At 64.1% G+C, this 26,109-nt stretch carries 18 protein-coding genes; 7 read left to right on the forward strand and 11 right to left on the reverse strand.

All coding sequences use genetic code 11. From position 1 onward, the window contains the following. Nucleotides 1-2: 2 nt before the first annotated feature. The 5 genes from AC1VVM_RS15405 to AC1VVM_RS15425 all read right to left on the reverse strand — a co-directional run bounded on the left by AC1VVM_RS15405 (nucleotide 3) and on the right by AC1VVM_RS15425 (nucleotide 8,132). Nucleotides 3-1,949, reverse strand: a complete 1,947-nt coding sequence (locus tag AC1VVM_RS15405; RefSeq protein WP_482955433.1) for a sulfotransferase — start codon at nucleotides 1,947-1,949, stop codon at nucleotides 3-5. Continuing rightward, nucleotides 1,946-2,560: an aspartyl/asparaginyl beta-hydroxylase domain-containing protein gene (locus tag AC1VVM_RS15410; RefSeq protein ID WP_482955434.1), complete on the reverse strand. Its 615-nt coding sequence runs from the start codon at nucleotides 2,558-2,560 to the stop codon at nucleotides 1,946-1,948. Before AC1VVM_RS15410 ends, AC1VVM_RS15405 begins: the two co-directional genes overlap by 4 nt. Then, the gene (locus AC1VVM_RS15415) at nucleotides 2,557-3,195 is read right to left on the reverse strand and encodes a sulfotransferase family 2 domain-containing protein (RefSeq protein ID WP_482955435.1); all 639 of its coding nucleotides are present in this window, start codon (nucleotides 3,193-3,195) and stop codon (nucleotides 2,557-2,559) included. The genes AC1VVM_RS15410 and AC1VVM_RS15415 overlap by 4 nt, the downstream gene beginning before the upstream one ends. A gap of 68 nt (nucleotides 3,196-3,263) precedes the next feature. Next, a complete protein-coding gene (locus AC1VVM_RS15420; RefSeq protein ID WP_482955436.1) occupies nucleotides 3,264-6,077 on the reverse strand; it encodes a TonB-dependent receptor in 2,814 nt (937 codons plus the stop codon). Nucleotides 6,078-6,257: 180 nt separating this feature from the next. Next, the gene (locus AC1VVM_RS15425) at nucleotides 6,258-8,132 is read right to left on the reverse strand and encodes a Ca2+-dependent phosphoinositide-specific phospholipase C (RefSeq protein WP_482955437.1); all 1,875 of its coding nucleotides are present in this window, start codon (nucleotides 8,130-8,132) and stop codon (nucleotides 6,258-6,260) included. A 133-nt stretch (nucleotides 8,133-8,265) separates the two neighbouring features. Between AC1VVM_RS15425 and AC1VVM_RS15430 the strand changes: the two genes are divergently transcribed. Beyond that, complete coding sequence (locus AC1VVM_RS15430) at nucleotides 8,266-10,377, forward strand: phosphocholine-specific phospholipase C (RefSeq protein ID WP_482955438.1); 2,112 nt, start codon at nucleotides 8,266-8,268, stop codon at nucleotides 10,375-10,377. Nucleotides 10,378-10,383: 6 nt separating this feature from the next. Here AC1VVM_RS15430 and AC1VVM_RS15435 read toward each other — a convergent pair whose 3' ends face one another. Continuing rightward, complete coding sequence (locus AC1VVM_RS15435) at nucleotides 10,384-12,483, reverse strand: phosphocholine-specific phospholipase C (RefSeq protein ID WP_482955439.1); 2,100 nt, start codon at nucleotides 12,481-12,483, stop codon at nucleotides 10,384-10,386. A 187-nt stretch (nucleotides 12,484-12,670) separates the two neighbouring features. On the opposite strand from AC1VVM_RS15435, the gene AC1VVM_RS15440 reads away from it, so the two are divergent. Further along, the gene (locus tag AC1VVM_RS15440) at nucleotides 12,671-13,228 is read left to right on the forward strand and encodes a phosphonate degradation HD-domain oxygenase (RefSeq protein WP_482955440.1); all 558 of its coding nucleotides are present in this window, start codon (nucleotides 12,671-12,673) and stop codon (nucleotides 13,226-13,228) included. Between the two features lie 247 nt (nucleotides 13,229-13,475). After that, nucleotides 13,476-14,132 (forward strand): UTRA domain-containing protein, encoded by a 657-nt coding sequence (locus AC1VVM_RS15445; RefSeq protein WP_482955441.1) that lies wholly within the window; start codon nucleotides 13,476-13,478, stop codon nucleotides 14,130-14,132. A 22-nt stretch (nucleotides 14,133-14,154) separates the two neighbouring features. Here the strand turns inward: AC1VVM_RS15445 and phnX are convergent, their stop codons facing one another. The 5 genes from phnX to AC1VVM_RS15470 form a co-directional block, all read right to left on the reverse strand. Next, entirely contained in the window at nucleotides 14,155-14,940 is a 786-nt protein-coding gene (phnX, locus tag AC1VVM_RS15450) for a phosphonoacetaldehyde hydrolase (RefSeq protein WP_482955442.1), read from the reverse strand. Then, a complete protein-coding gene (locus AC1VVM_RS15455) occupies nucleotides 14,937-16,055 on the reverse strand; it encodes a TIGR03364 family FAD-dependent oxidoreductase (protein ID WP_482955443.1) in 1,119 nt (372 codons plus the stop codon). The genes phnX and AC1VVM_RS15455 overlap by 4 nt, the downstream gene beginning before the upstream one ends. Beyond that, nucleotides 16,048-17,349, reverse strand: coding sequence for a DUF5690 family protein (locus tag AC1VVM_RS15460; protein WP_482955444.1), 1,302 nt, complete (start codon nucleotides 17,347-17,349; stop codon nucleotides 16,048-16,050). The genes AC1VVM_RS15455 and AC1VVM_RS15460 overlap by 8 nt, the downstream gene beginning before the upstream one ends. 90 nt (nucleotides 17,350-17,439) lie before the next feature. Then, complete coding sequence (locus tag AC1VVM_RS15465; protein WP_482955445.1) at nucleotides 17,440-18,753, reverse strand: ABC transporter ATP-binding protein; 1,314 nt, start codon at nucleotides 18,751-18,753, stop codon at nucleotides 17,440-17,442. 22 nt (nucleotides 18,754-18,775) lie between these two features. Beyond that, complete coding sequence (locus AC1VVM_RS15470) at nucleotides 18,776-20,473, reverse strand: ABC transporter permease (protein WP_482956362.1); 1,698 nt, start codon at nucleotides 20,471-20,473, stop codon at nucleotides 18,776-18,778. 597 nt (nucleotides 20,474-21,070) lie between these two features. Between AC1VVM_RS15470 and AC1VVM_RS15475 the strand changes: the two genes are divergently transcribed. The 4 genes from AC1VVM_RS15475 to AC1VVM_RS15490 all read left to right on the forward strand — a co-directional run bounded on the left by AC1VVM_RS15475 (nucleotide 21,071) and on the right by AC1VVM_RS15490 (nucleotide 26,044). After that, complete coding sequence (locus AC1VVM_RS15475) at nucleotides 21,071-21,349, forward strand: metal/formaldehyde-sensitive transcriptional repressor (RefSeq protein ID WP_132386424.1); 279 nt, start codon at nucleotides 21,071-21,073, stop codon at nucleotides 21,347-21,349. A gap of 170 nt (nucleotides 21,350-21,519) precedes the next feature. Beyond that, on the forward strand, nucleotides 21,520-22,125 hold the full coding sequence (locus tag AC1VVM_RS15480) for an RNA polymerase sigma factor (protein WP_243652492.1): 606 nt from the start codon (nucleotides 21,520-21,522) through the stop codon (nucleotides 22,123-22,125). Continuing rightward, nucleotides 22,122-23,078, forward strand: a complete 957-nt coding sequence (locus tag AC1VVM_RS15485) for a FecR family protein (protein WP_482904532.1) — start codon at nucleotides 22,122-22,124, stop codon at nucleotides 23,076-23,078. The genes AC1VVM_RS15480 and AC1VVM_RS15485 overlap by 4 nt, the downstream gene beginning before the upstream one ends. A 95-nt stretch (nucleotides 23,079-23,173) precedes the next feature. Then, nucleotides 23,174-26,044: a TonB-dependent receptor gene (locus AC1VVM_RS15490; RefSeq protein ID WP_482955446.1), complete on the forward strand. Its 2,871-nt coding sequence runs from the start codon at nucleotides 23,174-23,176 to the stop codon at nucleotides 26,042-26,044. Nucleotides 26,045-26,109 lie beyond the last annotated feature (65 nt).

Raw genomic sequence — 26,109 nt, forward strand, 5'->3', positions numbered from 1 at the left:
ACTTAATCCCTGTAACCGGTCACGGCATCGCCCAGCGCATCCCGCAAGGGCGCGAGCCAGGACGCATAGTGGTGCCACTGTGCGATACCATCGCGCCCGATGGGCTGGCGGACCTGCTCGGAACTGGGTGTGCGCACGCTGCGCCGGGTCTGGTGGAATGCGAGGCAGGCAGGCTCGAACGTCAGGCCGCAATGATCGAGAAGGCGCCGCACGCTGCTTTCGAGATCGTCTACGACACCCTCGTAGCTCACTCTCAGCACCCGCCCCGGCAGCACCTCGTCCCAATGCCGCATCAAATCGAGATAGGTGCGGTAATACCGGGCGATGCTATCGATGCCATAAGCAAATTCCTGATTGGTGGTACCGAACAGTTGCTTGAAGTTGCTGAAGCAGCAGGCAATCGGTTCGCGCCGCATGTCGATGATGGTCGCCTTCGGCAGCATCAGGTGGATCAGACCGATGTGCCAGAAATTGTTGGGCATCTTGTCGATGAAGAACGGTTGGCCCAACCTGCGATACGTCCGCGTTTCGGCCAGGAAGCGCTCGCCGAGCGACCGGACGTCCTTAGCCGTCAGGCGTTGCAGCGCCTCGGGGTGGCGCAGCCAGTTGTGGTCCGGATCACCGCCGCACAGTTCATGCGCATATCGGCCGATCTGGGTCAGTTCCTGCGTGCCCTCCACACAGGAATGAGAGGCCAATATCTGCTCAATCAGTGTCGAGCCTGAGCGCGGCAGGCCCAGCACAAAGATGGGCGCCGGATCATCCACGCCCCAGCCGGCACGAGCCGCAAAGAAGTCCTCCGTGAAGACCTGCTTCAGCCGAAGCGCGCAGGCCTCCGCATCTTCCGGGCGATAGTGGCCGGAGGCGCGCCGAACCGCATTGCCGCGCGCGTAATAATGCCATGAGGACGGATAATCCCCCTCGTCTTCCAGCGCCTTGCCCAGCGCGAAGCAGAGGTAGATGCGGTCCATGTCCTGAACATCAGCACGGGCTTCCTCAGTGCGCATGCGCGCGATGTCATCGCCGGTGAAGCGATAGGTCTTGAGATTGGCAAGGCCGAACCAGGCCACGCCGTAATCGGGGCGCGCCGCCAGCGAAGCGCGATAGTCCGCTATCGCTTCCTGCTGCCTGCCCGTAACTTTGAGGGCATTCGCCCGCCACAGGCGCAAGTCCGCAACTTCCGCTCCCGATGGGAGCTGGCCCGGCAAAGCGCGGTCGTCCAGCAGGCTGCCGTAGAGATCGATCACCGGCTCATGGTCGCCAAGGCCGACGCAGGTCGCGCCATAGAGCTTGCGATATTCGCGGTTTACGGGGTCATGCCCCAGCAAAATCCCGGCCTCGTCCCGGGCCTGCAAATGCTGCTGCCGCTGCAACAGCAGCATGGCGTAATCAAAGCGCGCGGCATGATAATCCGGCGCGCATTCGATCACCGATTTGAGCAAGGCCTCGGCTTCGGCAACCGCCTCGCGGTCCGTGCAGATTTGCGCCAGCAGGCGCAGGGCGCCCACATTTCCGCCGTCCCTGCGCACGTAGTCCCGGAGTATGTCCTCCGCCGGCGACAGGTCGCCATCGGCCAGGAGGCTGTTCGCCGCAACCACTTCGGCGGGAAGCTGCCTCAGCGTGGCAAGATGCTTTGCCGCCATGGCCGCATGAGCGGTATCACCCTGCATGCGGTAAAGCTGCTCCAACATGTCCCAGCTCGCCGGCAGCGTCGGATTGAGGTGCACGGCCTCGCGCAGCGCGCCGGTGGCCGCCTGTGCATCCCGAAGCAGGACAAGGCACTGGCCGCGTTCCTGATGGAGGCGGCTGAACCGGGGATACAGCGATTGCAATCGCGCGAGGAGCGCCAGCGCTTCGGGCACGCGTTGCTGTGATCGCAGGTTGCGGGCTTCCTGCAACAATGCGTCGCGCTCGGCCGTGCCGGCGTCGGAACTTGCGGAGACATTCACCGTGCGGCTCCGGCAAGGCGGAATGGTTCCAGCCAGTCCGGGTCCGGCTGCGCGGCATCGTAGTATTCGAAAATCAGGTGGACACGGTCGCTATCGCCGTCATTGCGCACCCAGTGCGGGCCAAGGTTGTTCACCTCCACCGCCTCACCGATCGGGAAATGATGCTCTTCGCCGCCGAAGCAGGAAACCACGGCGGCGTTGGTCGAGACCGGCACGTGTATCTTGTGCGGCCACTTGGCCGCCGGGTTGGCGTCTATATGCGGGTGAATCAATCCGCCCGGCGCCATCCTTGCCAGCATCACGCGCGGGAACACGCCGCGCCCATAGCCATAACTGCGGACGGCCTGCGCCAGCACCGGCTCCAGCAGCGTCCGCCATTCGGGCCACGCCGCGCGGTCGTGCGAGCGGCGCCAGTCGCGGGGGCTGTCGATGAAGCGGAAAACGATATGCCGCGTCTCGTCCAGCACGTCGAACTTGTTCGGCTTGCCGGCGTTCTCGGCATCCCAGACATGCTCGGGGATCGCCAGCACGGCGGCCTGTAGCGCGGCGATGTCGACAGGGCCCAGCTTGCGGACGGTGGTGGTCTTGCGGGGGTTGGCGGCGGGCTTCATCGCACGCCTTCGAATGTATAGCCGAACAATTCCAGATCCTGCGCGTAACGAGCGGCCACACCCTCCACCAGGGCCGAGTCATAATAATGACGATAGTCGCCATGACGGCTGCCATTGACGCGGTCGAGCGCGCGCGAGGGGATGCCGAGACGCGCGCAAATCGCGTCGTAGGAATCCTGCATGGCCTCGACCCGGCCCACGCCGTCGGTCAGCGCGGTCTTACCGTCCTCGTCCACCAGCAGGGATGCCTGTGGCTGGAACAGGATGTGATGTTCCGGCGGCTCCCGGAACAGAAAGTGCCGCATCACGTCCCGAGGCCGCTGCTGGAACACATCGCTGCCACGCAGCATGAAAGCGCAGTATGAGACGAAGCGATCGAACGGATTGCGGACGAAGGCGAACTTGAAATAGCCGCCGAAAGCCTCTTCGCCGAGATAGGGCCGCACCTGCCGCAGAGACAGGTGGCCATGCTGGATCGCCGCCAGATCCTGCCACGGGAAGCGCCTGTTCACGAACAGGCCCACCTGCTCGACGTCTTCGTCATCCAGTTGCTCACGCAGGGCCTGCCGCACCGCATGGGTCCCGGTCTTGGGCACCGCAGCGAATATGAAGTGGTGGCGATGGGATATAATCATGCTTCCGGACACACAGGAAGAGGCGCCCCCTCGGGAGGAGGGGGCGCCGGTTGATACGTGCGATCGTCTCAGAACTTGTAGCTGACGCCGGCCATATAGGTCGTTCCGCTCTGGGTCTGGTTGTAAAGGTAGCGGTTCTGGCCCCAGAACTGCGTGTCCTTCTCGTTCGTCAGGTTGACCGCATCCACCGATATCTGGAATCTTTCGGTGATGTTGTAGAAGGCGGCTGCGTCAACATAAGTGGAACCCTCGAAGCCCTGCGTACCGGCGCTCATGGGATCGTCGCTGTGCCCCGAGTACCACCGGCTGCGGTGGCTCAGCGAGCCGCGCAGGCCCCAGCGTTCGGTCTCGTAATAGAGCGTGGCGTTGAAACCGGTCTTCGAGATGCCGGTCAGTTCCTTGTCGGCATCGACATACGTGAAGTTCACCAATGCGCCCAGGTTGTCGAAGGGCTTTGGCAGGAAGGTGAACTGGGCTTGCGCGGCCAGTTCCACACCGGTCAGGTTCTTTGTGCCCGGGACGTTGATCGGCATGGAGAACTCGGACACGATGGTGTCGGCCGTCGCGCCCGGGATCGAGGTGTAAGGGATGCCCGTCTCGCTGAACGGGACGTTCTCAAGCGTTTCGGAGCCGATGAAGTTCTTGATCCACTTGTGGAAGACGGCCGCCGAAAGCAGACCCTCCTTGCCGAAATAGTACTCCACCGCCAGATCGAGCGAAGTGTCCTTGTAAGGCTTGAGGTTGGGATTGCCGCGCGATGCGGTAATCTCGCCCTCGTTCTCGTCCTGGAACGCACTGCCCTCAGCCGCGATCGAACTCAGCCCCGGACGGTTCAGGTTCTGCGTGGCGGAGAAACGCAGCAGCAGTTCCGGCTCAAGATAGAGCACCGTGTTGAGGGCAGGCAGCACGCCCGAATAGCTGCCTTCGACATCGGTCGTGCCGAGATAGGCATAGCTGTCGCCCTGAATCCAGCCGGTGCTGTGGGTCTTGGTGTGGTACCCGCGCGCACCGATATTGCCGCGGAAACGCTTGCCGAAGAGTTCGCCGTCCCAATCCATCTGGACGAAACCGGAGAAGGTCTCTTCCGTGGTGGTGTAGACGTTCTCGATATCCTGGATCGCACTGCCCGTGCCATCGGCCTTGGGCCCAAGCCGATGATACTCGTCGTACTTCTCGAAGCCCTTGGCATAATCGCCGATCAGCCAGGAGCCGAAGTTGTTCGTGAACACATCGGTGATGTCGGCAACGGAATCGCCCCGCATCTCGTCGTTCGTCCCATTGACGTTGGCGTCATAGAACAGGTCTTCGCCGCCCTGCTTGAAGCGGTGGTAGGCCCCGCCCGCGCTCAGCTTGAACACGTCGTTGACCTTGTAATGCAGGTTGGCCACGCCCTCCCACAGTTCGGATTCATTGTTGAAGGCACGATAGTAGAAATCGTCCATCGTGTAGTTGGCCGGATCGGTGGTATCCCAATTCGGATACTGGAACGAAGCCGACTGGCCGTCAGAGCCGTAATTGGCGATCAGGTTCCCCTTGGCGCGCATGTAGAACTTGTCGTCATAGGGGGTTTTGTAAGTCGACTTTTCGTAGCCGAAATGGCCGTCGACCGACAAACGATCGGAAGCGTCCCACGTGCCCGTCAGCACGGCCTGATTGAAGTTGTTCTTGTTCAGCGACCGGCGATGCTCGCTGCCGAAAGTCGTGCCGGTGACATCGGTCATGGTGACGTAGTTGCTGCTGTCCCACGCCAGGTCGTTGATGACCGAAGGCGTCTGGAACGCGGCGGGCCACGGCGAACCGGCCGGCGTATCGAACGCGACGGAACCGTCGGACGCAATGGGCCGCGTGGCAAGATGCATCTCGTCGCGGTGGGTGGTGAACTGGCCGTGCAACATATCGAGGGTAAGCTGCACGTCGTCCGCGGGCTTCCACTGCATCGCCGCCGTCACGCCAAGGCGTTCCTGCTTCGCATCCCATGAGGAGATGCGGTTGCCATCCGCGAAATAGAGGTCGCCGGACAGGAACTTCGCCTGCTGCGCGGCACTCAGGTGGGAGATGTCCAGACCGGCATCGACCAGTTCCTGCATGTCCGCAGCGTCCGGCTGCGTATAGTTGTACGTGTTGTGGCCCTGCTCCGTGGTCCGGCGCTTGCTGTAGGCGAGCGACACGGCGATGCCGAACCGGTCGCCCCAGTTCTGGCTGAGCACCGCGGCGATGCGCGGCTGCGCGTCCTTGGTATACTGGTTGGTGCCCAGCTTGGCCGTGATCGCGCCCTTGAGGCCCTCGCCGTAATCGAAGGGCTTGCCGGTGAAGAGGCCGACGGTGCCGGCCATGCCGCCCTCGTTCTGGGCTGCCTGGAAGGTCTTTTCCACCTCCACTTTCGAAAACAGTTCCGAAGCGAAGATATTGAAATCGAACGCGCGGTCACGCGTGCGCTGGCCGCGGCTGTCTTGCGCCGAGTCGACGTTGCCCAGCACTTCCATGCCGTTAAGCTGCACCCGGGCGAAGTCCGAGCCGAGGCCGCGCAGCGAGATGCGGCGGCCTTCGCCCGCTTCGCGGGTGATCTGCACGCCCGGCAGACGCTGAAGCGATTCGGCCAGGTTCAGTTCCGGAAACTTGGCCATGTCTTCGGCGACGATCACATCCTTCTGGATCACCGCGTCTTTTTTGATGTCGCGCGCTTCGCTGAGCGATTTCCGGAAGCCGGTGACGACGATCTGATCGGCCGAATTGCTGGCATCCGAACCATCGGAGGTCCGCTCTTCGGGTGCTTGCTGCGCAAGAACAACGTGAGGGCAGCCGCCGGTTATCACCATGGCGGCCGTGCCCAGCAAAATGCGCTTGAGGTTCGGGCGCATGGCCCGGACTGGATTCCGTTTCACTTCGATTGCCCCGCGTAATTGGTATGGACCAGAATGCATAAGCAGGTTCTGGCGACACATCTGTGACAGTGGCGCAGGAAAGAGAATTCAAGCAGGCCCTAGCCCGTCGCACGCCTGCGCGCATGCCGAATTGTGACTGGAATCAACCCGAAGTCAGCGCACCGGCGCTATCCTCGGCGCCTAATATGCAGCCTTGGCCAAGGCCGACTCCTCGGCACGACAGGCCGCAGAATCAGGCGCAGGCGCGCTTGCGCGAAGCGTCGCCATCTCCGCGCGGGCGGCCTCCAGATCGGCCCGGAACTCGGCGGAGCCGTGCAAAGCCGCCGTCGCAGCAGCCCCCGCCAGCCATCCCGCCTCTACCGCGCTCAGGCTGTGCGCGCCGCAGATCAACCGACTTTCCCCGAAAGCCCGGCCGCGCGCCAAAATCTCGGTCGCCCGGTCCGGCGCGAGTTCCGCGAGAATCAACGCCTCCATCCATCCCCCCGCCGCGTGGCCTGACGGATAGTCTCCAATGCTGGCGAGGTGGGCCGTTTTGGCCTGACAGATTGGCGAGTTCGTGCCGATATAGGGGCGCGACGTCTGGTAGAATTGCTTGGCCGGGTCGACCACGCCGGAGGTTTCGGCCCGATCGAGCAGACTCGTCAGGGCAGGCGCCGTTTTCGGCGTCAGCTTGACACCAAGGGCGCAGGCGAAATGCTCGAAGGCTTCCGTCTCGACATCGGACGTCGCGATCTTCCACCGCAGTGAGCCTTCCAGACGGCGCGTTGCGGCGAACACCTGCCGGTCGGCCATGGCAACCGGACTGCCCGCTGCCGGTGGCGGCGGCAGGATGCGGACACCGTCAGGCGTGGTTTCCGGCGACAGATAGCCATGGCTCACCGGATGCACCGATTCGACCGCAACGCCCGCGCATCGCCCGGCAGCCCGCACCGGATTGCACAGCACTGCCGCGCCGTCCGGCAGCCTCACCTGATAGCCGTTGTGCAGGCGCGGCTCCGGCCAAAGGTAGTCCGTCGAGACGAACTGGGCTCCGGACGCCAGCGCCGCATCGCGCCGCTGCGTATCGTTCCGCCGCGCTTCCAGCGTCCCGGAATCGGCACGGGTGCGAACGATAAAGCCTGCCGCAACCGCCTTGCGAATGCGCTCCGCATCCGCGATCGGATCGTTGAGCGTCAGATAGGCGGCGGCCGGCGAATTCTCGTCCGTATTGACGAAAAACACCCGGCCTTCCAGCGACCGTCGCTTGCCCCGATAGAGCGCGACCTTGGCCGCATCTTCATCAAGCGCGAACAGCACTTTGCCGCGCGCCTGCCCCAGACTGGGCCACGCGCCGTGCAGCACGGCCTCGCGCAGAGTCGGATAGGCACCCTGAACGTCATCGGGCGTGATCAACGATTGAGATGGGAACACCGCGCGGACCTCACGATCCAGCGCATCGAACGCGGCACTGTCGAACGGCAGAGCGGCCACGCCGCCGGGCTGCGGCGACGGACCCGTCTTGGCATTGAACATCAGCAGGATGGGCGCATGGTCCGGATGGGCGAGCGACCAGCGCCGCACGATGCCAAGACAGGCCCGCAAGGTCACGCAGGAACTGAGGACGTCGATGTCCTGCATGTGCATCACCTTGAACCCGGGCTCCGCAAGCGCCGCCCGGCGCGCAGAGTCCAACTTCAGACCGGCAGCGCGGAGCCCCGCCGGATCCAGGAAACGCCCGCCCTCGGGATCGCTGTAGACGTCGATCTCAAGCTGGCGAGCGCCTGCGTCCAACTGTTCCGACAGCGGACGATGCCGATAGTCCAGCTCATTCGCCTGATCGGGCGCGGCCGCGCGGATCAAGGCCATGATGGCATCGGGCAGCTCGGTCTTGTAGCTATTGTGGGTTCCGACGGTAACGAGGTCGTTGAGTTTCAGGTTGCGGTCCATCCACGCGCGCTGGCAACCGGTGCCCGCATCCGCCACATCCGCTGCCGCAAGATTGCACCGGGACGCCGCGCCCTGCACGCTGGCCGATAGCGCGCAGCTGGCCAAAAGCACGGCCGCTGTCTTCCACATCACAAGTACTCCCGTCACCCAATCGACATATATTTGGTATATACCACATCAATACGACGAAAGGATGACGTGTGACGTTTTGCGGAAGGCCCCTGCCATTTTCCATCCGGCGCGATCGAACGGACGAACGGGCATGGTGATGACACAGGATCGCCGCAGCTTCATCCGCGCCATGATGGCGACAGCAGGCGCGGCTGCGGCTCTCACTCCCGCCATCGCACGCGCCCTGGAAATTCCTGCAGATCGCCGGACCGGGACATTGAAGGATGTCGCCCATGTCGTGATCCTCACGCAGGAGAACCGCTCCTTCGATCACTATTTCGGCACCATGCGCGGTGTCAGGGGCTATGGCGACCGCTTCGCCATTCCCGCACCCCCGCTGCCGGGCGCGCCGAACCGGACCGTTCTCGCACAGCCGAACGAACATCCGGAAGGCACTCCGCCGCTGATCGCCCCGTTCCGACTGGATACTTCGGCGGATTTCCGCCTCTATCGCCCGCTCGGCACGCCGCACGGCTTCGCCGACAGCCAGGCCGCGTGGGACAATGGGCGCATGGGTGCCTGGCCGCGCTTCAAGCACAATCACGCAATGGCCCATTTCACGCGGGAAGACCTGCCGTTCCAATATGCCCTGGCGGAGGCTTTCACCCTGTGCGACGCCTATCACTGCGCGATGCACCTCTGCACCAATCCCAACCGGCTCTACATCTGGACCGGCACGCACGATCCTCAGGCCCGGGGCAATGGCCCCGCCATCGACAACAGTTACGATGAACTGACTTCCGATCCGCTGCACCACGGCGGCTATCTCTGGACGACCTATCCCGAGCGCCTGATGGCCGCGGGCATCGGTTTTCAGATCTATCAGGACATGGCGGACAATTTCACGGACAACCCGCTGGTCGGCTTCCGTAACTATCGTCAGGCACATGGCGCCGCCGCAGGCCCCGGCGCGCTCCTTTCGCAGCGGACCATGACGACCCGCGCGCTCGACGGTCTGAAGCAGGACGTTCTGGCCGGGCGACTGCCGGAAGTCTCATGGGTTGTCGCCCCCGCCGCCATGTCGGAACATCCCAGCGTCTCCACACCGCTTCAGGGCGCGGACTATACCGCAAGAGTGCTCGATGCCCTCACCGCCAACCCGGAAGTCTGGGCACGCACGGTGCTGCTTATCAATTTCGACGAGAACGACGGCCTGTTCGACCATGTCCCGCCACCGGCGCCGCCCGCGCGCGCATCCGGCCGCACGGTCGGCGCGACGACCGTAGCGGCGGATGACGAATACCACGTCCACTCGCAGACGAACGAGGACGCTCCCTATCTGGACCGGCCCTACGGCCTTGGCCCGCGCGTGCCGCTCTATGTGATATCGCCGTGGAGCAAGGGCGGGCACGTCGCGTCCGAGGTCTTCGACCACACGAGCATCCTGCGCTTCCTCGAAGCCCGTTTCGGTGTCCATGAACCGAACATCAGCGCATGGCGGCGCGCCGTCTGCGGCGACCTGACATCCTGCTTCGATTTCAGCGCGCCCGATACGGTCGATTTCATGGCTTCGCTTCCCGCCACCACGGCCCTGTCCGAGCGCGCGGCCGGTCTGGAGGAAATCCAGCCGCCGCTTCCGGAGCATGCCCTCGCACCCGTCCAGGAATCCGGCCTGCGACGGCGCCGCGCGACGCCCTACGATCTCGACGCCCGGCTGCATCCGGGCGGGAATGGCCCCGCTCTGGAGTTCGTCAATCGGTCAACCGGGCGTGCGGCCGTTTTCCATGTCTATGACGTCACGCAACTGGACGAGGCGCCCGCACGCTATACCGTGGGCGCGGGCGGGACACTGGTTCACGCCCTGCCCGCCTCCGGCAATGCCACGGACCTCTTCGTGCTGGGCCCCAACGGCTTCCATCGGCGCCTGACCGGGCGCGGCGACATCTTCTCGGTGAGCATCGACACCGGCACCGGCGGCCGCTCCTTGCTCGTCATCGAAAATCTCACCGCAAAGCCCCAGTCCATCGCCATGACGGACCGAGCCTATGGCGCCGCTCCGCATGCGATCAGGCTGGCTGGCGGGGAAACCCGCAAAATCCGGCTGGATCTCGCTTCAAGCCACGGCTGGTATGACCGGCAATCCGCGGCAGAAGGCCAGATCTGGCGCATGGCGGGCCATGTCGAAAACGGAGCGGATTCCTATTCGGATCCCGCTGCCGGCGGACACGGGCCGCTCCAGTTGGAGCAGCCGGTGCCCGCCTGACGCCGATCAAACGCGCATCGATCCGATAGCCGGATCGGTGCGCCCGGGGCGGCCATTCTCCACTTTGCCGGCGTAGTGCCAGAGCGCCTCGTCGTGCGAATCCGCCGTGATCGACAGGTCGTACCAGTTATCGCTTTTCGACAGCCGCCACAGGTCGGCAACGGTGGTGCGGGGCCCCACCGCCACCTGACGCTTTCGCGCGGCGTTTGCGGCATAGGCATCGTCCAGCGCGATAGTGAAGGTCAGCCGCGTATCGCCGAGATTTTCCAGATGCAGTTCAACAGCGTCGATGTCCGGACTGTCGACCAGGCGCACCTGAGGAGCCGATCCCTTGGTGACGCTGCCCGCGAACGCCCGCCAGAAGCCATTGGGGCCGCGCAGCGTCAGGTCGAAAGTATCCCCATCGCCTGCCCAGGCATCTTCGATCCGGTCGCCCGCGCCGATGGTGTAGTGGCGCGGTTCCTCGTGCCCGCGATTGTCGTGCACGGTCAGCACGACGCCCACCGTGCCCTCGTTGGCCATGGCAATAACGACGCGCCCACCGGCGTCGACACGGCAGTCGGCGGCGATCCGATAGGGCAGCGGCCGGTGGAAACGCTGACCGGGCATCTGCGCCGTCGGCGCCTGCCGCGCCGGGATCGCGTTGGCCGTCCCGGCCGCCGACCGCGCGACACGTTCACGAAAATCGCCGGTGCCGGGGAGTGCCCGCGCGGACATTCCCTGTCCGGCCGAGAAATCGAACGCGGACGTCAGGTCTCCGCATACAGCCCGCCGCCACGGGCTGATATTCTGCTCGCGCACACCGAAGCGCTTCTCCATGAATTGCAGGACGGACGTGTGGTCGAACAGCTCCGAGCAGACATGACCGCCACGGGTCCACGGCGAGACGATGATCGTCGGCGTGCGAATGCCAAGGCCGATCGGATGCCGCTTGTCCCCCGCCTCGCCGGTGCCGCGATAGTCCTTGGTTTCGCCGTTCAGCGGCACCGTGCTCTTTCCGGGATAATCGCCGACCGGCGGCACTGGCGGCGGCATGTGGTCATAGAAGCCCCCCGCCTCGTCATAGTTGAGGATGAACACGGTCTTCGCGAAAACATCCGGGTTGTCGATCAAGGCCTCGATGAGCCTTGCCGATATGTGCTCACCCTTGGATGGCTCCGCCTTGGGATGCTCGGACAAGTCTGCCGCCGTCACGATCCACGAGATCTGGGGCAGTTGCCCGCTCTCGATATCCCGGCGAAACGCAGCGACGAGTTGTTCGCCGTCCGAGCGCGTGCGATCCTCTCCCTCGGCATGCTCGCTCACCCATGACCGGCCGCGCCGATAAAGCTCGCTGTCCTTTGCGCAGGGCCGGAAATTCGGAAAGACCGACAGGAGATTGTCGCCGAAATTATCGTATTCCTGATAGACCTTCCAGTTTACGCCCGCCGCCTGCAAGCGTTCGGCATAAGTCGTCCAGTTATACGCCTTGGGATCGAGCCGCTTGTCGGTCGCCATATCGGCGCTGGGCGTTTCGTCCTCGCCGTAATTCTGCATCTGCGGATCGCCGCCGACCGTCCCGCCGCCGTTGCACCCCGTGAAGAGGTGCATGCGATTGGGATAGGTCTGCGTCATCGTCGAGCTGTGATAGGCGTCGCAAATGGTGAAAGCGTCGGCCAGCGCATAGTAGAAGGGCAGATCGCCGGGGCCGTAATGGAGCATGCGGTTATGCAGCTCTTCCGTGTGCCCCCAATTGTCACAGCGGCCACGGTTGAAGATGTGCATGTTCTCGACGTGCGACTGTTCCGCGCCATCGACAAGGAACGCGCGCGTCGTTCTGGAATCGCCATGATAGGGCATCACGTAGCCGTCGCGATGCTGCGCGGAGGGCTGCGACCAGATGCTGCGGCCGGTCGACAGCCGCAGCGGGCGCGGATCGCCAAAGCCCCGCACGCCGTTGAGCATGCCGAAATAGTGATCGAACGACCGGTTTTCCTGCATGAGCACCACAATGTGCTCCACATCCGCGATCGTCCCGGTCCGACCGGCCGGCGCGATGGCCAGCGCACGTTCGACCAGACCTCCCGAAAGCAGCGCCATTGCCGATCCCGCACCGGCAAGACTCAAGAAATCCCGCCTGTTCCGTCCATTCATCCTCGCAACCTTTCCCGCATCAACCGCGGCATTCCATATGGCCAAACCGCCACAATACTGGTATAGTCCAGTTCGCTGACAGAATAACGACACCAGTGCGGACTGAAAGTGTCCGCGGACCGTACCGGCCGCGGATGAGCATGCGAGGCGTGACAAATTTATGACGACAGTGGCTATTGATGAGATTTTCGCCATTTTCCGGAAGTTCGGCTGCCTCTCCTACGGCGAAGATGTCAGCCAGTTGGAGCACATCCTCCAGTGCGCCCACCTTGCCCAAACAGATGAAGCGCCCGATGCGCTGGTCGCTGCGGCGCTGCTCCACGATATCGGCCAGTTCCTCGACGATGCCGGCAATGCTGCCGAACTGAAGGGTATCGATGCGCGCCATGAAGTGACCGGAGCCGCATATCTGGCGCCCTATTTTCCCGAAGCCGTGACGGAACCGGTGCGCCTTCATGTCGAGGCGAAGCGCTATCTATGCGCTGTCGAGCCCGGCTATCTCCAGTCGCTCAGCCATGCTTCGGCGCTCAGTCTTCAGCTTCAGGGCGGTCCGCATGACCAGCAGGAAATGGCTGATTTCCTTGCTCTTCCGGCTGCGGAGGAGGCAATCCGCCTGCGCCGCTATGATGACCTTGGCAAGAAGCGCGATTGGGATGTGCCGGATCTGGAAAGCTATCGGCCGCTGCTCGAATCGCTGTTGCGCACCTCACCGGCCTGACGCGCGTGGGTAATCGTCCATCTCCTGGCCTGTACCTGTTCACGCACAGTGCTTTACGCATTGACCGCGTGGCAAAGGCACTGCCAAGATAGCCGGTAAGGCCGGCATGTTCGGCTATTCCTTTCCAGTTTTCGGCCGATTCATGCGCTCTAAAACAGATCCTCTATTCTTGGCGCGGGCGAGCGGACTAACATCCGATCGCCCGCAATATATTGCCCTGCGTGACCAGATCGCGCTCAATATTGAAATGGGCAAGCTGCCTCCGGGTGCAAGGCTCCCTTCCGAGCGACAGTTACAGACCGGCACCGGCACTGCCCGGGGCACCATTCGCGAGGCCTTGTTCCAGCTTGAGGCAGAAGGCCTCATCTATCGCCGGGATCGCAGCGGATGGTATGTATCACCGCCGGCCGTCACATATGATCCGACCCGCTGGGCGGGCTTTGTCACTTATGTGACCGAGCAGGGACGAACGCCCAGCACCGAGACTCTGCTGAAGAAAAGCACCCCCGCCCCTTCCGCGGTGGCGGACATCTTCCGGGTCGCGCCCGGCACGATGCTCCATACGATCAGGCGGCGGCGCGCGATCGACGGCCGGCCTGTGCTGGTAGAGCGCATCATCGTCGATCCGGCGCTGGCGCCCGATCTGCTCTCCCATTCGCTGGACGGATCGCTGACGCAAATTCTGACGGCGAATTATGGCGTCACTGTCACGCGCAATCGCATCGACATGCGGCCCTGTGCGCTGGTCAAGGAAACGGCGGACGAACTGGGCGTAAAGTCCGGCACCCCCGGCCTGCTGGTGGTCCGTACCAGTTTCGATGCCGCGGGACGGGTGGTCGAATACGATCAGGAATATTGGCGACATGACGCTATCCACGTGCATGTCGATCTGGATGTCCGTTAAACAGTCCCGGACGTAGCGAAGCTCACCCGATCGGCAGCTTCGCCAATGCTTCCGGCAGGTCCGCAACCGTGTCGATCACTAGATGCGCGCCCGCCTTTTCAAGCGCCGCGCGGGCGCTGCCGACGCGGGCGGCGCGATCTTCGGGCGAAAGCGCGTCGAAACTTGCGCGCGAAAGGCCAACGCCATTACCGCTGGCCGCAACCCCGATGGTCCACACGCCCGCAGCCAGACCTTCCGCAATGCCGACTTCGGCATCGTCCACTTTTACGCAGGCCCTTGCCGGCCAGACGCCAAGCTGGACGAGATTCTTCCAGAGCATGAGCGGCGATGGCCGCCCCGCCGCCGTCTCGCCAGCACAGACCACCACATCGGGCTTGTACCCCTGCGCTTCCGAAACAGGCAGGATATCGGCCATCATCGCACGCGTGTAGCCGGTGCAGGATCCGATTTTGACACCGGCCGCGCGCAGTTCCGCAACGACATCCGCCGCGCCCGGAATAAGCTGAGCGCATTCCCGCGCCGCCTCCCGCATCATCGGGCCGATATCGGCGAACAGGGCCGCCACATCCGCTTCGCCCGGCGCCCTGCCGTGCTCGGCCGTCCAGGCCTCGGCAACGCGGGGCAAGGCAAGGATCGCGGCGATGTGATCGTTCTTCGCCATGCCCATGTCGGCACGCGCTTCCGCTTCGGAAAGCGGCACGCCCGCCGCCGCGAACAGCTTGCACAGCGCCACCACCGGCGCGCGACTGCCAAAATCGATCATCGTGCCCGCCCAGTCGAACACGACCGCCTTCAATGCCGGATTCATGCCCCACTCCCCTGACTGCCCAAAACGGAGCCGACAACATCCTCGGCAAGCGCGAACGCCGTCGAGGCGCCCGTTCCGCTGGTAACCACCACCAGTTTCACACCGTCCGCCGGTGACCCCACGATGCTGTGCCCTGCGGCGGAAGCGTACGTTCCTGTCCAGCGCTCGACAATGCGGGGAGCCGCGCCCAGCACGGCCTCATACTGCCGCACCATTTCGGCATCGACGACATCGCTGGAAAACGGGTCGGGAGTGGCCGCATAGTCGTGGCTGTCGCCGACGATCAGGCTGCCGTCCGCGCTCTGCACGACGATCAGGTGAATGCCCCGGTCCAGCGCCGCCTTCTCTTCCCGCTCCAGCCGAATATGCAAGGCGGCGGCTTCCGGCAGGTCGGCATAGCCAAGGTAACGGATGAGGCTAAGATCGCTCATGACCGGCGCGGGCAGCCTCCAGCCAGGTGCGGCAAGCCGCAGCATCTGGAGCTTGCAACGCGTGATCCCTGCCCCGGCATAGATATCGGGGCAAAGCGTCGCCCAGTCGTCTCCCGGGCAGAGGAAGATCGTATCGGCGCGGTAGATTCCGTCGCTGCAGTGAACCGCGCCCTCCTCGGCATGGAGGGCTGCGATACCGCGCCGGAAGGTCACGCCGTGGGCCTGCTCCAGCCACCGCGCCAGCAGCGGAATAGCCGTCCGGGATTCAACGCGCAGATCGTGCGGGCTGAGCAGCGCGGCAGCGGCGGAAGGAATTTGCGGGCAGAGCGCTTGCGCCCCGCCTCCCGTCAACCGCGTGCAGCCTTCGCCCATCTCGGTCGCCAGGAATGCGTCGATCACGGCCTCTGCCTCCGGCCGCTGCGCGACCAGCAGGAGGCCTTCCTGCTCGATACGAATGCCTGCCGGTTCCGCAACATCGCGCCAGATTTCCGCGCTCCGCCGCGCCAGATCCCAGACGCGGCCCCGCTCCTGCCCCGTTACCGTCACGAAGCCGAAGTTGCGGATCGAAGCGCCATTGGCATGCGCGTCCCGATCGATCACCAGCACGCGCTTGCCGCGCCGGGCGGCTGCGAGCGCGTGGGCAAGGCCGACAATGCCCGCGCCGACCACGATTACGTCATGCATGAGCGCTGGCCATCTCTTGCCGGTCCAGCCGCAGGAATTGAAACGCGGACAACAATGTCAGGACACCCACCAAGGCGGCAGTCGCATAGACACAAGTGATGAAGAACGGGACCCAATCGATGTGCGGCGCCGCGAAGCTGCGATAGAGCAGCAGGGCGACGCTGCCGAAATAGCCCGACGTATCCGCGATGTAGATAAGGAAGCCCGCATTGCCCGACCGCCCCAGCGCGGCGATCATGCGGTCGAAAAGCATGGCATTGAACGGCGTATAGCCAAGATAGAGGCCCGCCCCCGTCAGGATCATCCACGGCAATGGGGCCAGCAGGTGGAGCTGAAATGCCAGCGTGGACCCGGCCAGCAGCAATGCGCCAAGAATGATGACGCCGTGCATCGCCAGCAGCGCATGCATATTGTTGCGCACCAGCATGAGCGCACCAAGCCCGGTAAGTGCGATCACCGCAACCGGCAGTTCGCTTTGCGAGAAGATCGACGCCACGTTGCCGAAGTCCAGCGCCATCCATAACTCCACCGCGAAGTTGTCGCGAAAATCGCGCAGAGCGGTCAGGAACACATAGCCTGTCACCAGCACGATCATGGTGAGGCCGTGCTCACGCAGGAACGCCGCACGGTCGCTGCCTTGCATCGGCAAGCGGACGGTCCGCTCCAACTCGTCCCGCGCGTCGGGCGGAGGCACGCGCTCCAGAACCCATAGGGACACCAGCAGCACCGGCACGAACACGGCGCCGGTTGCCGCGGGCATCCAGTGTTCGCTGAGCCCCTGCTGCATCAGCCACACCGCCGCCGACTTCACGGCACCGGACGAGAGAATGAAGCTTGCGCAGAGCATGGCCCCCAGCATTTCCGAGCAACGCCGTCCCTCGACGTAGGAAAATACCAGCCCCCAGATCATGCCGAGCGGCAAGCCATTGAGGAAAAGGCAGATCGGCCCCCAACCCTTGGGCAGGACCGCAAAAAGAACCAGTGCCAGCCATGACGCGCCGATCAGGCCTAGAATCGCTGCCGCCCGCCCGCGGCGACCGAACTCCGCGATCACCCGGATGCCGATCAGCTTGGATAAGGCGTAGCCGATCACTTGCGCGATCAGCAGTCCGGTCTTGTAGTCGAGGCCGAAAGGCAGGAGGCCCATATCCTCGTACGTCCCCGCCGCGAACGGCTTGCGGAAGGCGTACATGGCGAAATAGGCGCCGAACGCGGCAAGCCCCCCGGCCGTCAGGAGCGCCGCACGTGCCCCCGGCTCGCGCGCGGCGGGTCGTTCGAGATTTTCATGGATCATAGCCAAACTGGTATGGACCAGTTTGGCTACAATTTTATGACCCTCCCGTCACGGGCGGGAGGCCCGATACCGGCTACAGCCCATTAGGGCTCACTGGGGATCGTCCAGACTGAACTGGTCGTCGTCCTCATGATAGGTGAAGATTTCGGCGTATCGGCCCCAGTTGGTGACCGTCGAGAGGGTTTCCTCGGCGAAATCCTCGCTCATGTGGTCCTCCAGCTCATCGCGGAAGCGCCGGGCGGGGGCGCGGTGGCTCGCCCGTTCGTCCAGAACGCGGCGGATGTGCTGGGCCAGCGGGACATGGGCCAGCAAGGCACCGCCGAACATGCCCTTGCGCGCGTCCACTTCCGCTTGCGCATAGCGGCGCGCCGCCGGCGTGAGCACAAGCTCCGCCCCGCGCAATTCGGCAAAGCGCAGCAATTGCAGCGTCTCTGCCATGGGAAACAGCTCGTCCACTTCCAATTGCAGGGAATCGGCCAGTTCCGCCATGCTCGCTCGGCCGTTGAAGGGCGTGCCGTCCACCTCTTCGATCAGGCCCGCCAGCGTGTTCGTGGAGACGTGCGGCAGCACCATGGCAATGCCGGTGCCCGGCTGCACGCCATTGGGCGCGTGCTGCGACGGCACGGGCCGCGCCATCATGCGGGCGTAGATCTCGTCCACCAGCGCGCGGAATGGCGGATCGAGCCGATCGCGTGGGCGGGGGATATCGACCTTGATCTCGGCCACGACCCGTCCCGGATTGGAGGAGAACACCAGAATGCGGTCGCACATCTGCACCGCTTCCTCGATGTTGTGCGTGACGATCAGGATGGATTTGATCGGCATCCGCCCTTCCGACCACAGATCCAGCAGATCGGTGCGCAGCGTCTCGGCCGTCAGCACGTCGAGCGCGGAAAAGGGTTCGTCCATCAGCAGCAGCGAGGGGTTCACCACCAGCGCGCGGGCGAGGCCGACACGTTGCCGCATGCCGCCCGACAGCTCCTTGGGATAGGCGCTTTCAAAGCCGTCCAGACCGATCAGGTCGATGGCGGCAAGAGCGCGGGCGCGGCGTTCAGGCGCCGGCACTTTTTGCGCCTCCAGCCCGAGTTCGACGTTCTGCTGCACTGTCAGCCACGGGAACAGGGCGAACGTCTGAAACACCATCGATACCGACGGATCGGGGCAATCCTCGCTCGCCACGCGCTCCACCGTGCCTTCGCGCGGATGGATTAGGCCGGCGATGGAGCGCAGCAAGGTGGACTTGCCCGAGCCCGAGCGGCCCAGCAGCCCGACAACCTCGTTCTGGTTGAGCGTGAGATTCACATCTTCCAGCACCAGATGCCCGCCGGGAGGGGGCCCGTAATAGTGGTTGAGCCCTTTGACCTCGATCAGCGGCAGAACGCTATGGGATGCGGTGGTTGCCATGGCAGTGCTTTCGACAAAAAGATCAGGACAGGCTCAGGCGGCGCTCGCCAAAGGCGTAGAGCGGGCGCCAGACCAGACGGTTGAAGCCGAGGACGAAGAGACTCATCACCCCGATCCCGAGCGCGACCTGCGGGTAATTTCCGCTGGTCGTGGCATTGGCGATATAGGCGCCAAGGCCGTGTGCCTCCAGATGGCGATCCCCCCAACTCACCGCTTCTGCCACGATCGAGGCGTTCCACGATCCGCCCGAAGCGGTGAGCGCACCGGTGATGTAATAAGGGAAGATCCCGGGCAGCGCGACTTGCCGCCACCATTGCCAGCCCTTGAGGCCGAACATGCCGGCCACTTCGCGCAAGTCATTGGGGATGGCGCTGGCCCCGGCGATAACGTTGAACAGGATGTACCACTGGGTGCCCAGAATCATCAGCGGCGAGAGCCAGATGTCCGGCGTAAGGTGCCAGTGGACGATGGCGATCACCGCAAAGGGAAACAGCACATTGGCCGGGAACGCGGCGAGGAACTGGGCGATGGGCTGCACCGCCTCGGCCAGACGCGGACGCAGGCCGATCGCCACGCCCAGCGGCACCCAGATCAGGCTCGCCAGCGCGATCAGCACCACCACGCGGATCATCGTCAGCATCGCCAGCCCCAGCGCGGTGCCGATCTCCAGAAGGCCGAGCGAGGCCAGAATATAATGCGCCGTCCACGCGGCTGCAGCCAGCACGGCCGCCCAGATGGCGACTTGCCGAATACGTTCGCCCCGGGGGTTGGGGGCACGGGTTTTGCGCGCGCGGGCCGGGCGATATCGCGGCTCCAGCGCCAGCAGTAGCGTGCCGACCGCACCGAACGGGCGGAACAGCACCGGCAGCAGCCGGGTGCGGCGCAGCAGGTCGTAGACCCAGCTGGCGGGGCGCTCGCCGCCGGCCGTCTGTTCGAAACGGAACCGGTCTGCCCAGGCCACGATGGGGCGGAAGAACAACTGGTCGTACGCGACGATCACCACCGCCATCATGCCCACCGCCCAGCCCACGGCGCGGAAATTCTCGTGCGCGATCGCCATGGCCAGATAGGAACCGATCCCCGGCAAGGTCACGGTGGTATTGCCCACCGTGATCGCCTCGGAAGCGACGACGAAGAACCAGCCTCCGGACATAGACATCATCGCGTTCCACACCAGCGCGGGCGTCGCATAGGGCAGATCCAGCCGCAGGAAACGGCGCACCGGTGAAAGGGCGAACCCCTGGCACGCTTCCTCCAGATCGCCAGGCAGGCTGCGCAGCGACTGGTAGAAACTGAACGCCATGTTCCAGGCCTGCGAGGTGAAGATCGCGAACACGCTGGCCAGTTCGACGCCCAGCACATTGCCGGGAAACAGGTTCATGAAAAAGGTGACGGTAAAGGTCAGGAAGCCCAGAATCGGCACCGATTGCAGGATGTCGAGCGCGGGCACGATGATCTGCCCGGCGGCGCGACTGCGCGCGGCCAAAGTCGCCACCACCAGGGTAAACAGCGTCGATGCAAACAATGCGGCGAACATGCGCAGCACCGTGCGCAGCGCGTAATAAGGCAATTGCCAGGGATCGAGCGTAACGGGTTCGAGATGCAGCGACGAGAGCGGCTGAACCGCCCCTTCCGCCCCGCGAAACACCAGCAGCGCCAGCGCGGCCAGAATGGCGAACGCCAGCGCGTCCTCGCGGCTGGGGCGTGTCAGGCGCAGCATCCGCGAGAAAGCGGGCAGCGCGCGAATGGGGCCCATGGCTTGGCCGATCCTGCCCGAAAGAGCGTCAGAAGTCGGCATGCAGACGCACTCCTACGACACGGACAAAGCGCTGACTACGCTCATAGCCGAAGGCCGATATAGCGCCGCTCTGAAGCAAGGTCGCCAGCGGATAAAACGGTGAAGAGCCCACGATTGCCTCCCTACCCGTGCGCCTAGCCTGTGAATGTGACAGGCAGGTCACGGACGGCGGGCAGAAACGAGCGGAAAGAAGGCCGGATGTGGCGACAGGCGTGGGGGACATGAGGGGGTAATCCTTGCCGGAATGCTTGGCGCTCCGGTCGTCAGGATCAGGCCCCGGCGCTATTCCCGCCGCAGAGCCCTTGCCCGTCCGGGACGAAGCCCATGACAAAAAGCGTTGATCGGGCTTGCGCCGCGACTGTCGCTTTCGCTGGTCTCTGTGCTGCTATTGGGGGGCATGAAAACGAACCTGCCGGCTGCGAGGGACGATAAGAGGGCGCATGGCCGAGTTGTTGCCAACTCGACACTGCCGTCCATATACTCTAGGGGGGTATGGTATCAACCCCCCAAAAGGCCCTCATGACGCACGTTGCCGCAGAAAAGCAGAAACTGCTCAATCGCCTGAAACGATTGCGCGGGCAGATCGATGCGCTGGAGCGCGCGGTCGATGCCGATGTCGAATGCGCCCGCGTATTGCAGCAGGCTACCGCGTGCCGCGGCGCGCTGGAAGGGTTCATCGCCGAAGTGATCGAGGATCATATTCGCGAGCATATGGTGGACCCCGCCCTGCCGGGTAACGATCCGCGCACGATTGCGGCCGAAGAACTGGTTTCCATCATCAAGGCCTATATGCGGTAAAATCGCCGCGCCCTGCCCGCACCCGCAGTTGCGCGTGGAAATAACGGCCTTATACGGACGCCCGTACCGGGTGCGACTCCTGCCGCTCCGGCCGACCGAATTCTCGTACCCCCGCCCGATCGCATCGATCGTGCTACGAAAATTCGCGTTACAGCGTTGGAATTGTCACGATGACGGGCAACGGAGAGGAACGGCTGCTCCATCTGGTCGGATGGGTGGGTCGTCATGTGCTTCCACATGAAAGGCAGTTGCGCAAATGGCTGCGCTCGGCCTTTCCGGCGATAGACGTCGATGACGTCGTGCAGGAAGCCTATTGCCGCATCTCCGAGCTTGATCGGTTCGAGCATATCGACGATCCGCGCCGCTATTTCTTTCGGACCGCCCGCAATATCGTATTGGAACAAGTGCGCCGGGATCGCGTCGTGCGGATCGAGGCGGCGAGCGGTCTGGTCGAGATGGAGCACGCACTCGACGAGTTCTCGCCGGAGCGGATCGCCGCAGGGCGCAGCGCGTTGCAACGCGTGGAGCGTCTGATCGATGCCCTGCCGGAACGGGCGCGGCAGGTCTTTCGGCTTCGCAAGATCGAAGGCGTTTCCCAGCGCGAGATCGCATCCCGCCTCGGCCTTACGGAGAACGTGGTCGAAAACGAAGTGGCGCGCGGGCTGCGCCGCATTCTCAACCAGATGACCGATGACGAGCGTGGCGACTTGCCCGCCCGTTCCAGATCGACCCCGAAATCAGCAGCATCCATGCGTGCGACACGGAAGCAGCCATGATCGAAGAAATCGCCTCTCAATGGGCCGCCGGGCTCGATCGCGGCATCCTTCCCGCCGAGCGCGTCCAGCTTGACGCTTGGCTTGCCGAAGACCGGCGCCATCGCGGTGCGCTGCTGCGCGCACAGGCGGCGATGAGCATGCTCGACCGGTGCCGCGTCCTCGCCGGAGCCGAAGAGGAGGAAACCGCCGAGGAAACCGCGGATGACGACGCGCCCCCTGCCCGCGCCGCGTTCCCGTTCGCGCGCCGCCGCTTGCTGGCGCTGGGCGGAAGCGGGATCGCCGCAGCCCTGATCGGCGCCCTGTCCTTCAACTTTTGGCCCCGGGGAACCACGCTCGGCACCGATACCGGCGAAATCCGGCGCGTGCCGCTGGCCGACGGATCGCTGGCGGTGATCAATTCCGCCAGCGAACTGCGCGTGTCGTTCACGGCGAACCGGCGGGACGTGCAACTGACGCGCGGCGAAGCATGGTTTCAGGTTGCCAAGATGCCGGATCGGCCGTTCACCGTGACGGCGGGCCCGGTCAACGTACAGGCCGTGGGCACGGCTTTCAGCGTGCGTCGCCGAAACGGTGCCACCGTAGTCGTGGTCACCGAGGGCACTGTGAAAGTGTGGTCCGGCCGCGAGACGGACAGCGCTTTCGTGACCGCCGGGCAGAGCGCCGTGATCAGCGACGCGGGCGTCAAGGTTGCCGCGCTCGAAAGCGAAACGGTCGACCGGCAACTGGCGTGGCGGGACGGCCGGATCGTGTTCGAGGATGTGCCGCTGGCGCAGGCCGCCGCCGAGTTCAACGGCTATCATGCGATGCAAGTTGTCGTGGACCCTGTTTTCGCCGATAAGAGCGTGGTCGGATCGTTCCAGACCGACGACATTGAAGGCTTCGCATCGGCCTCGGCCGCGATGGTCGGGGGCCGTGTCGTCCACGATGGCAACGTCATACGCGTTGTCCCGTAAATTATTTTTGCATCGCTGACGGAAACTGTTCCGCCGAACGTCTTTCTAAAAAAACCGGCCGAAGTGTTCGGCTGCAAAAAGAAAGGGGAGGCAACATGCGATCCATCCGCCGTTTCCACGTTCAATCGGCTTTGTTGGCAAGCGTTGCCGGCGTGTCCATCATGGCCAGCACGCCCGTGCTGGCACAGGACCAACTGCATAATTTCAACATTCCTGCGCAAGGGGCCGGCACCGGCATCCTGGCCTTCTCCCAACAGGCGGGCATCCAGGTCCTGGCCTCGGGCGGCGCCACCCACGGCCGCAAGGTCAACGCCGTTCAGGGCCGCTTTACCGTAGAGGACGGCCTGCGCCGCCTGATCGCGGCCAGCGACTTGCGCCTCGTATCGTTCGATGGCCGCACCGCCGTTCTGGCAGAGCGCAGTGCCCCGGCGACAAAAGGGGGCATGACCACCGCCTCTTACGGACAGGCCGCGCCCACGGCAGCGACCACCGCGACGCAAGGCGCCGCACCGCAGGCCGAAGACACCACGGCATCTGCCGACAACGGCCCCAGCAGCCTCAACGAGATCATCGTCACCGGCAGCACCTCCGGTCGCCGCACGCTGTTCAACTCTTCGTCCAACGTGACGCTGGCCAATCAGGCGGACCTTGTCCGCAAGGCCCCGCGCTCGATGGCCGAAACGCTGGAACTGGTGCCGGGCATCTTCGTGGAAGCCACCGCCGGCCCCGCCTCCAACAACTATTCGGTGCGCGGCCTGCGCGGCGGCGCGCAGACTTTCATCACCATCGAACAGGACGGCCTGCCGATCCTCTACGGCGGCGGCGGCGCGGACTTCTACTTCCAGCAGGACCTCTCGGTAGACCGCATGGAAGCGGTTGCCGGCGGCACCTCGGGCATTCTCGCGCCCAACGGCGCGGGCGCGACCATCAACTTCATCTCCAAGCCGCTGAGCTACGACAAGCCGACCGGGTCGATCCGCGCAACGGGCACGACCTACAACGACTACCGCGTGGACGGCTATTTCTCGGCACCGATCAGCGATAGCGTGTCCTTCGCGGCAAGCGGCTATTTCTGGAGCCAGGAAGGCCAGCGCAAGTCGCCGTTCCGGTACGACAGCTTCCAGGTCAAAGCCGTGCTGGAAAAGAAGTTCGACGACGATGGCTACGTTCGCGTGAGCTATCAGCGCCGTGACCAGTCGGACCCCTACTATGCCGACATGCCCTTCGCGGTGTCCGCATCGGGCAAGATCAGCTCGGTCCCCGGCATGGACCTCAAGTACGACAACATCCTGGGCGAAGACTTCCGCTTCATCGGCGTGCCGGTCTCGTCGGCAACGGGCAACACGATCCGTCCGTTCCGGGGCGATCGCGGCATTCACACGCAGTCGAACACCTATCGCCTCGACTTCGAAAAGCCGGTGAGCGACGAACTAAAGCTGTTCGCGCATGCTCGCTACCTGGACGGCAAGTACGACTTCAACGGCATCTTCCCGGGCAGCGGCGCGGGAACCTCGGGGCTTGCCTCTGCCGTCGATTACCTGACGCCCGGCACATCCCCGGTCGACTCGCTGCTGACCGCCGGTCTGGCAGCCTTCCCCGGCACCGCGCAGTTCGGCATCCGCGACTTGCAGTCCGGGCAGGTTACCCCTGCGTCCAACACCGCGGCGCTCAATGCGCTCAACGGCAATGGCCTGCTTCAGCAGACGGTGCTCAACCACCAGACACTGTCCACGAAGGACTTCGGCAGCAACTTCGGCGTGCGCTGGGATACCCAGGGCGACACGATCAAGAATTCGCTCACCGTCGGCGGCATGTACTACAATGTCCGCCGCCGGAACGACCAGTCGGCCGTCGCTTACGCGATCAACGATGTGACGAACAATTCGCACATCTACGATCTGGTCGCGCTGGACGGGAACGGGAACGTGCTCGGTCAGCTGACCAACAACGGCATGATCAGCTATGGCAACTGGGGCCAGGGCATCTTCAATGACAAGGTCAGCTCGGCCTCGGCCTATTTCAACGACGAACTGACCGTCAACGACAAGCTGCACGTCGACTTCGGCGTCCGCTACGAGCATCAGCACGTTGCGGTGAACATCGGCAATACTGCGGCGGTCAACGAACCCGTGGCCCCCGGCACGCCCGGCCTTGCGCAGGACGTCGGCAGCACGTTCGACGGCACGTACAACCACGAGAGCGCCAGCTATCACGACTGGGCCTACACGGCCGGCGTCAACTATGAGCTGACCGACAATATCTCGCTCTACGTGCGCGGTGCCCGTGGTTTCCAGACCAATGGCGGCGACACCGGCGGTACGCATGAGCCTACCGACCTGACGCTCTATGAGGGCGGCGTACGCTTCCAGAACCACTGGCTGAGCGCTTCGCTCGTCGGCTTCCGCACGATCTTCAAGAACCAGTCCTACCAGTTCATCGATCCGAACGATCCGGCCAATGCGACCAATGCGCTGGCGAACAACAAGACCAACGGTATCCAGCTCGATGCGGAAATCCGGCCGGTCTCGTTCTTCACCCTCACCGCGACGGGCGTCTATCAGGATCCGAAGCTCAGCAACTTGCGCTTCAACGGCGTGGAGCAGCCGCAGTTCGACGGCAATACGCCCGAACGCACGCCCAAGAAGCTGCTGACGGTTACGCCGGCCTTCATCCTGCCGCACGGGCTGGGCGAGGTTTACGGTCGCTGGAAGTACATCGGCAAGATCTTCGCGGACTCGGGTAACGGCGTGGCTCTGCCGAGCTACAGCGTCTTCTCGATCGGCGCGACGGTGAACGTGACCAAGCAGATCAACGTCAACGTCAGCGTGGACAACCTGACCAACGCGAAGGGCTTCACCGAAGGCAATCCGCGTCAGGGACAGACGCAGACGATCGTGGACGGCTTCTTCTATGGCCGCGCGATCGCCGGCCGCAATGCGCTGGCCTCGGTCACCTATTCGTTCTGAGCGAATACCGACCCATAAACTGACTGGAAGTCAGCGGTGGCACCGTCGATACGACGAAGCCGCCG

Source organism: Novosphingobium sp. BL-S-33 (assembly GCF_056857025.1).

Bases quoted from the DNA above. Each gene is read 5' to 3' on its own strand.
- AC1VVM_RS15410 (WP_482955434.1), bottom strand. From the start codon at position 2,560: ATGAAGCCCGCCGCCAACCCCCGCAAGACCACCACCGTCCGCAAGCTG.
- AC1VVM_RS15415 (WP_482955435.1), bottom strand. From the start codon at position 3,195: ATGATTATATCCCATCGCCACCACTTCATATTCGCTGCGGTGCCCAAG.
- AC1VVM_RS15425 (WP_482955437.1), bottom strand. From the start codon at position 8,132: ATGTGGAAGACAGCGGCCGTGCTTTTGGCCAGCTGCGCGCTATCGGCC.
- AC1VVM_RS15430 (WP_482955438.1), top strand. From the start codon at position 8,266: ATGGTGATGACACAGGATCGCCGCAGCTTCATCCGCGCCATGATGGCG.
- AC1VVM_RS15440 (WP_482955440.1), top strand. From the start codon at position 12,671: ATGACGACAGTGGCTATTGATGAGATTTTCGCCATTTTCCGGAAGTTC.
- AC1VVM_RS15445 (WP_482955441.1), top strand. From the start codon at position 13,476: ATGGGCAAGCTGCCTCCGGGTGCAAGGCTCCCTTCCGAGCGACAGTTA.
- phnX (WP_482955442.1), bottom strand. From the start codon at position 14,940: ATGAATCCGGCATTGAAGGCGGTCGTGTTCGACTGGGCGGGCACGATG.
- AC1VVM_RS15455 (WP_482955443.1), bottom strand. From the start codon at position 16,055: ATGCATGACGTAATCGTGGTCGGCGCGGGCATTGTCGGCCTTGCCCAC.
- AC1VVM_RS15460 (WP_482955444.1), bottom strand. From the start codon at position 17,349: ATGATCCATGAAAATCTCGAACGACCCGCCGCGCGCGAGCCGGGGGCA.
- AC1VVM_RS15465 (WP_482955445.1), bottom strand. From the start codon at position 18,753: ATGGCAACCACCGCATCCCATAGCGTTCTGCCGCTGATCGAGGTCAAA.
- AC1VVM_RS15470 (WP_482956362.1), bottom strand. From the start codon at position 20,473: ATGCTGCGCCTGACACGCCCCAGCCGCGAGGACGCGCTGGCGTTCGCC.
- AC1VVM_RS15475 (WP_132386424.1), top strand. From the start codon at position 21,071: ATGACGCACGTTGCCGCAGAAAAGCAGAAACTGCTCAATCGCCTGAAA.
- AC1VVM_RS15480 (WP_243652492.1), top strand. From the start codon at position 21,520: ATGACGGGCAACGGAGAGGAACGGCTGCTCCATCTGGTCGGATGGGTG.
- AC1VVM_RS15485 (WP_482904532.1), top strand. From the start codon at position 22,122: ATGATCGAAGAAATCGCCTCTCAATGGGCCGCCGGGCTCGATCGCGGC.
- AC1VVM_RS15490 (WP_482955446.1), top strand. From the start codon at position 23,174: ATGCGATCCATCCGCCGTTTCCACGTTCAATCGGCTTTGTTGGCAAGC.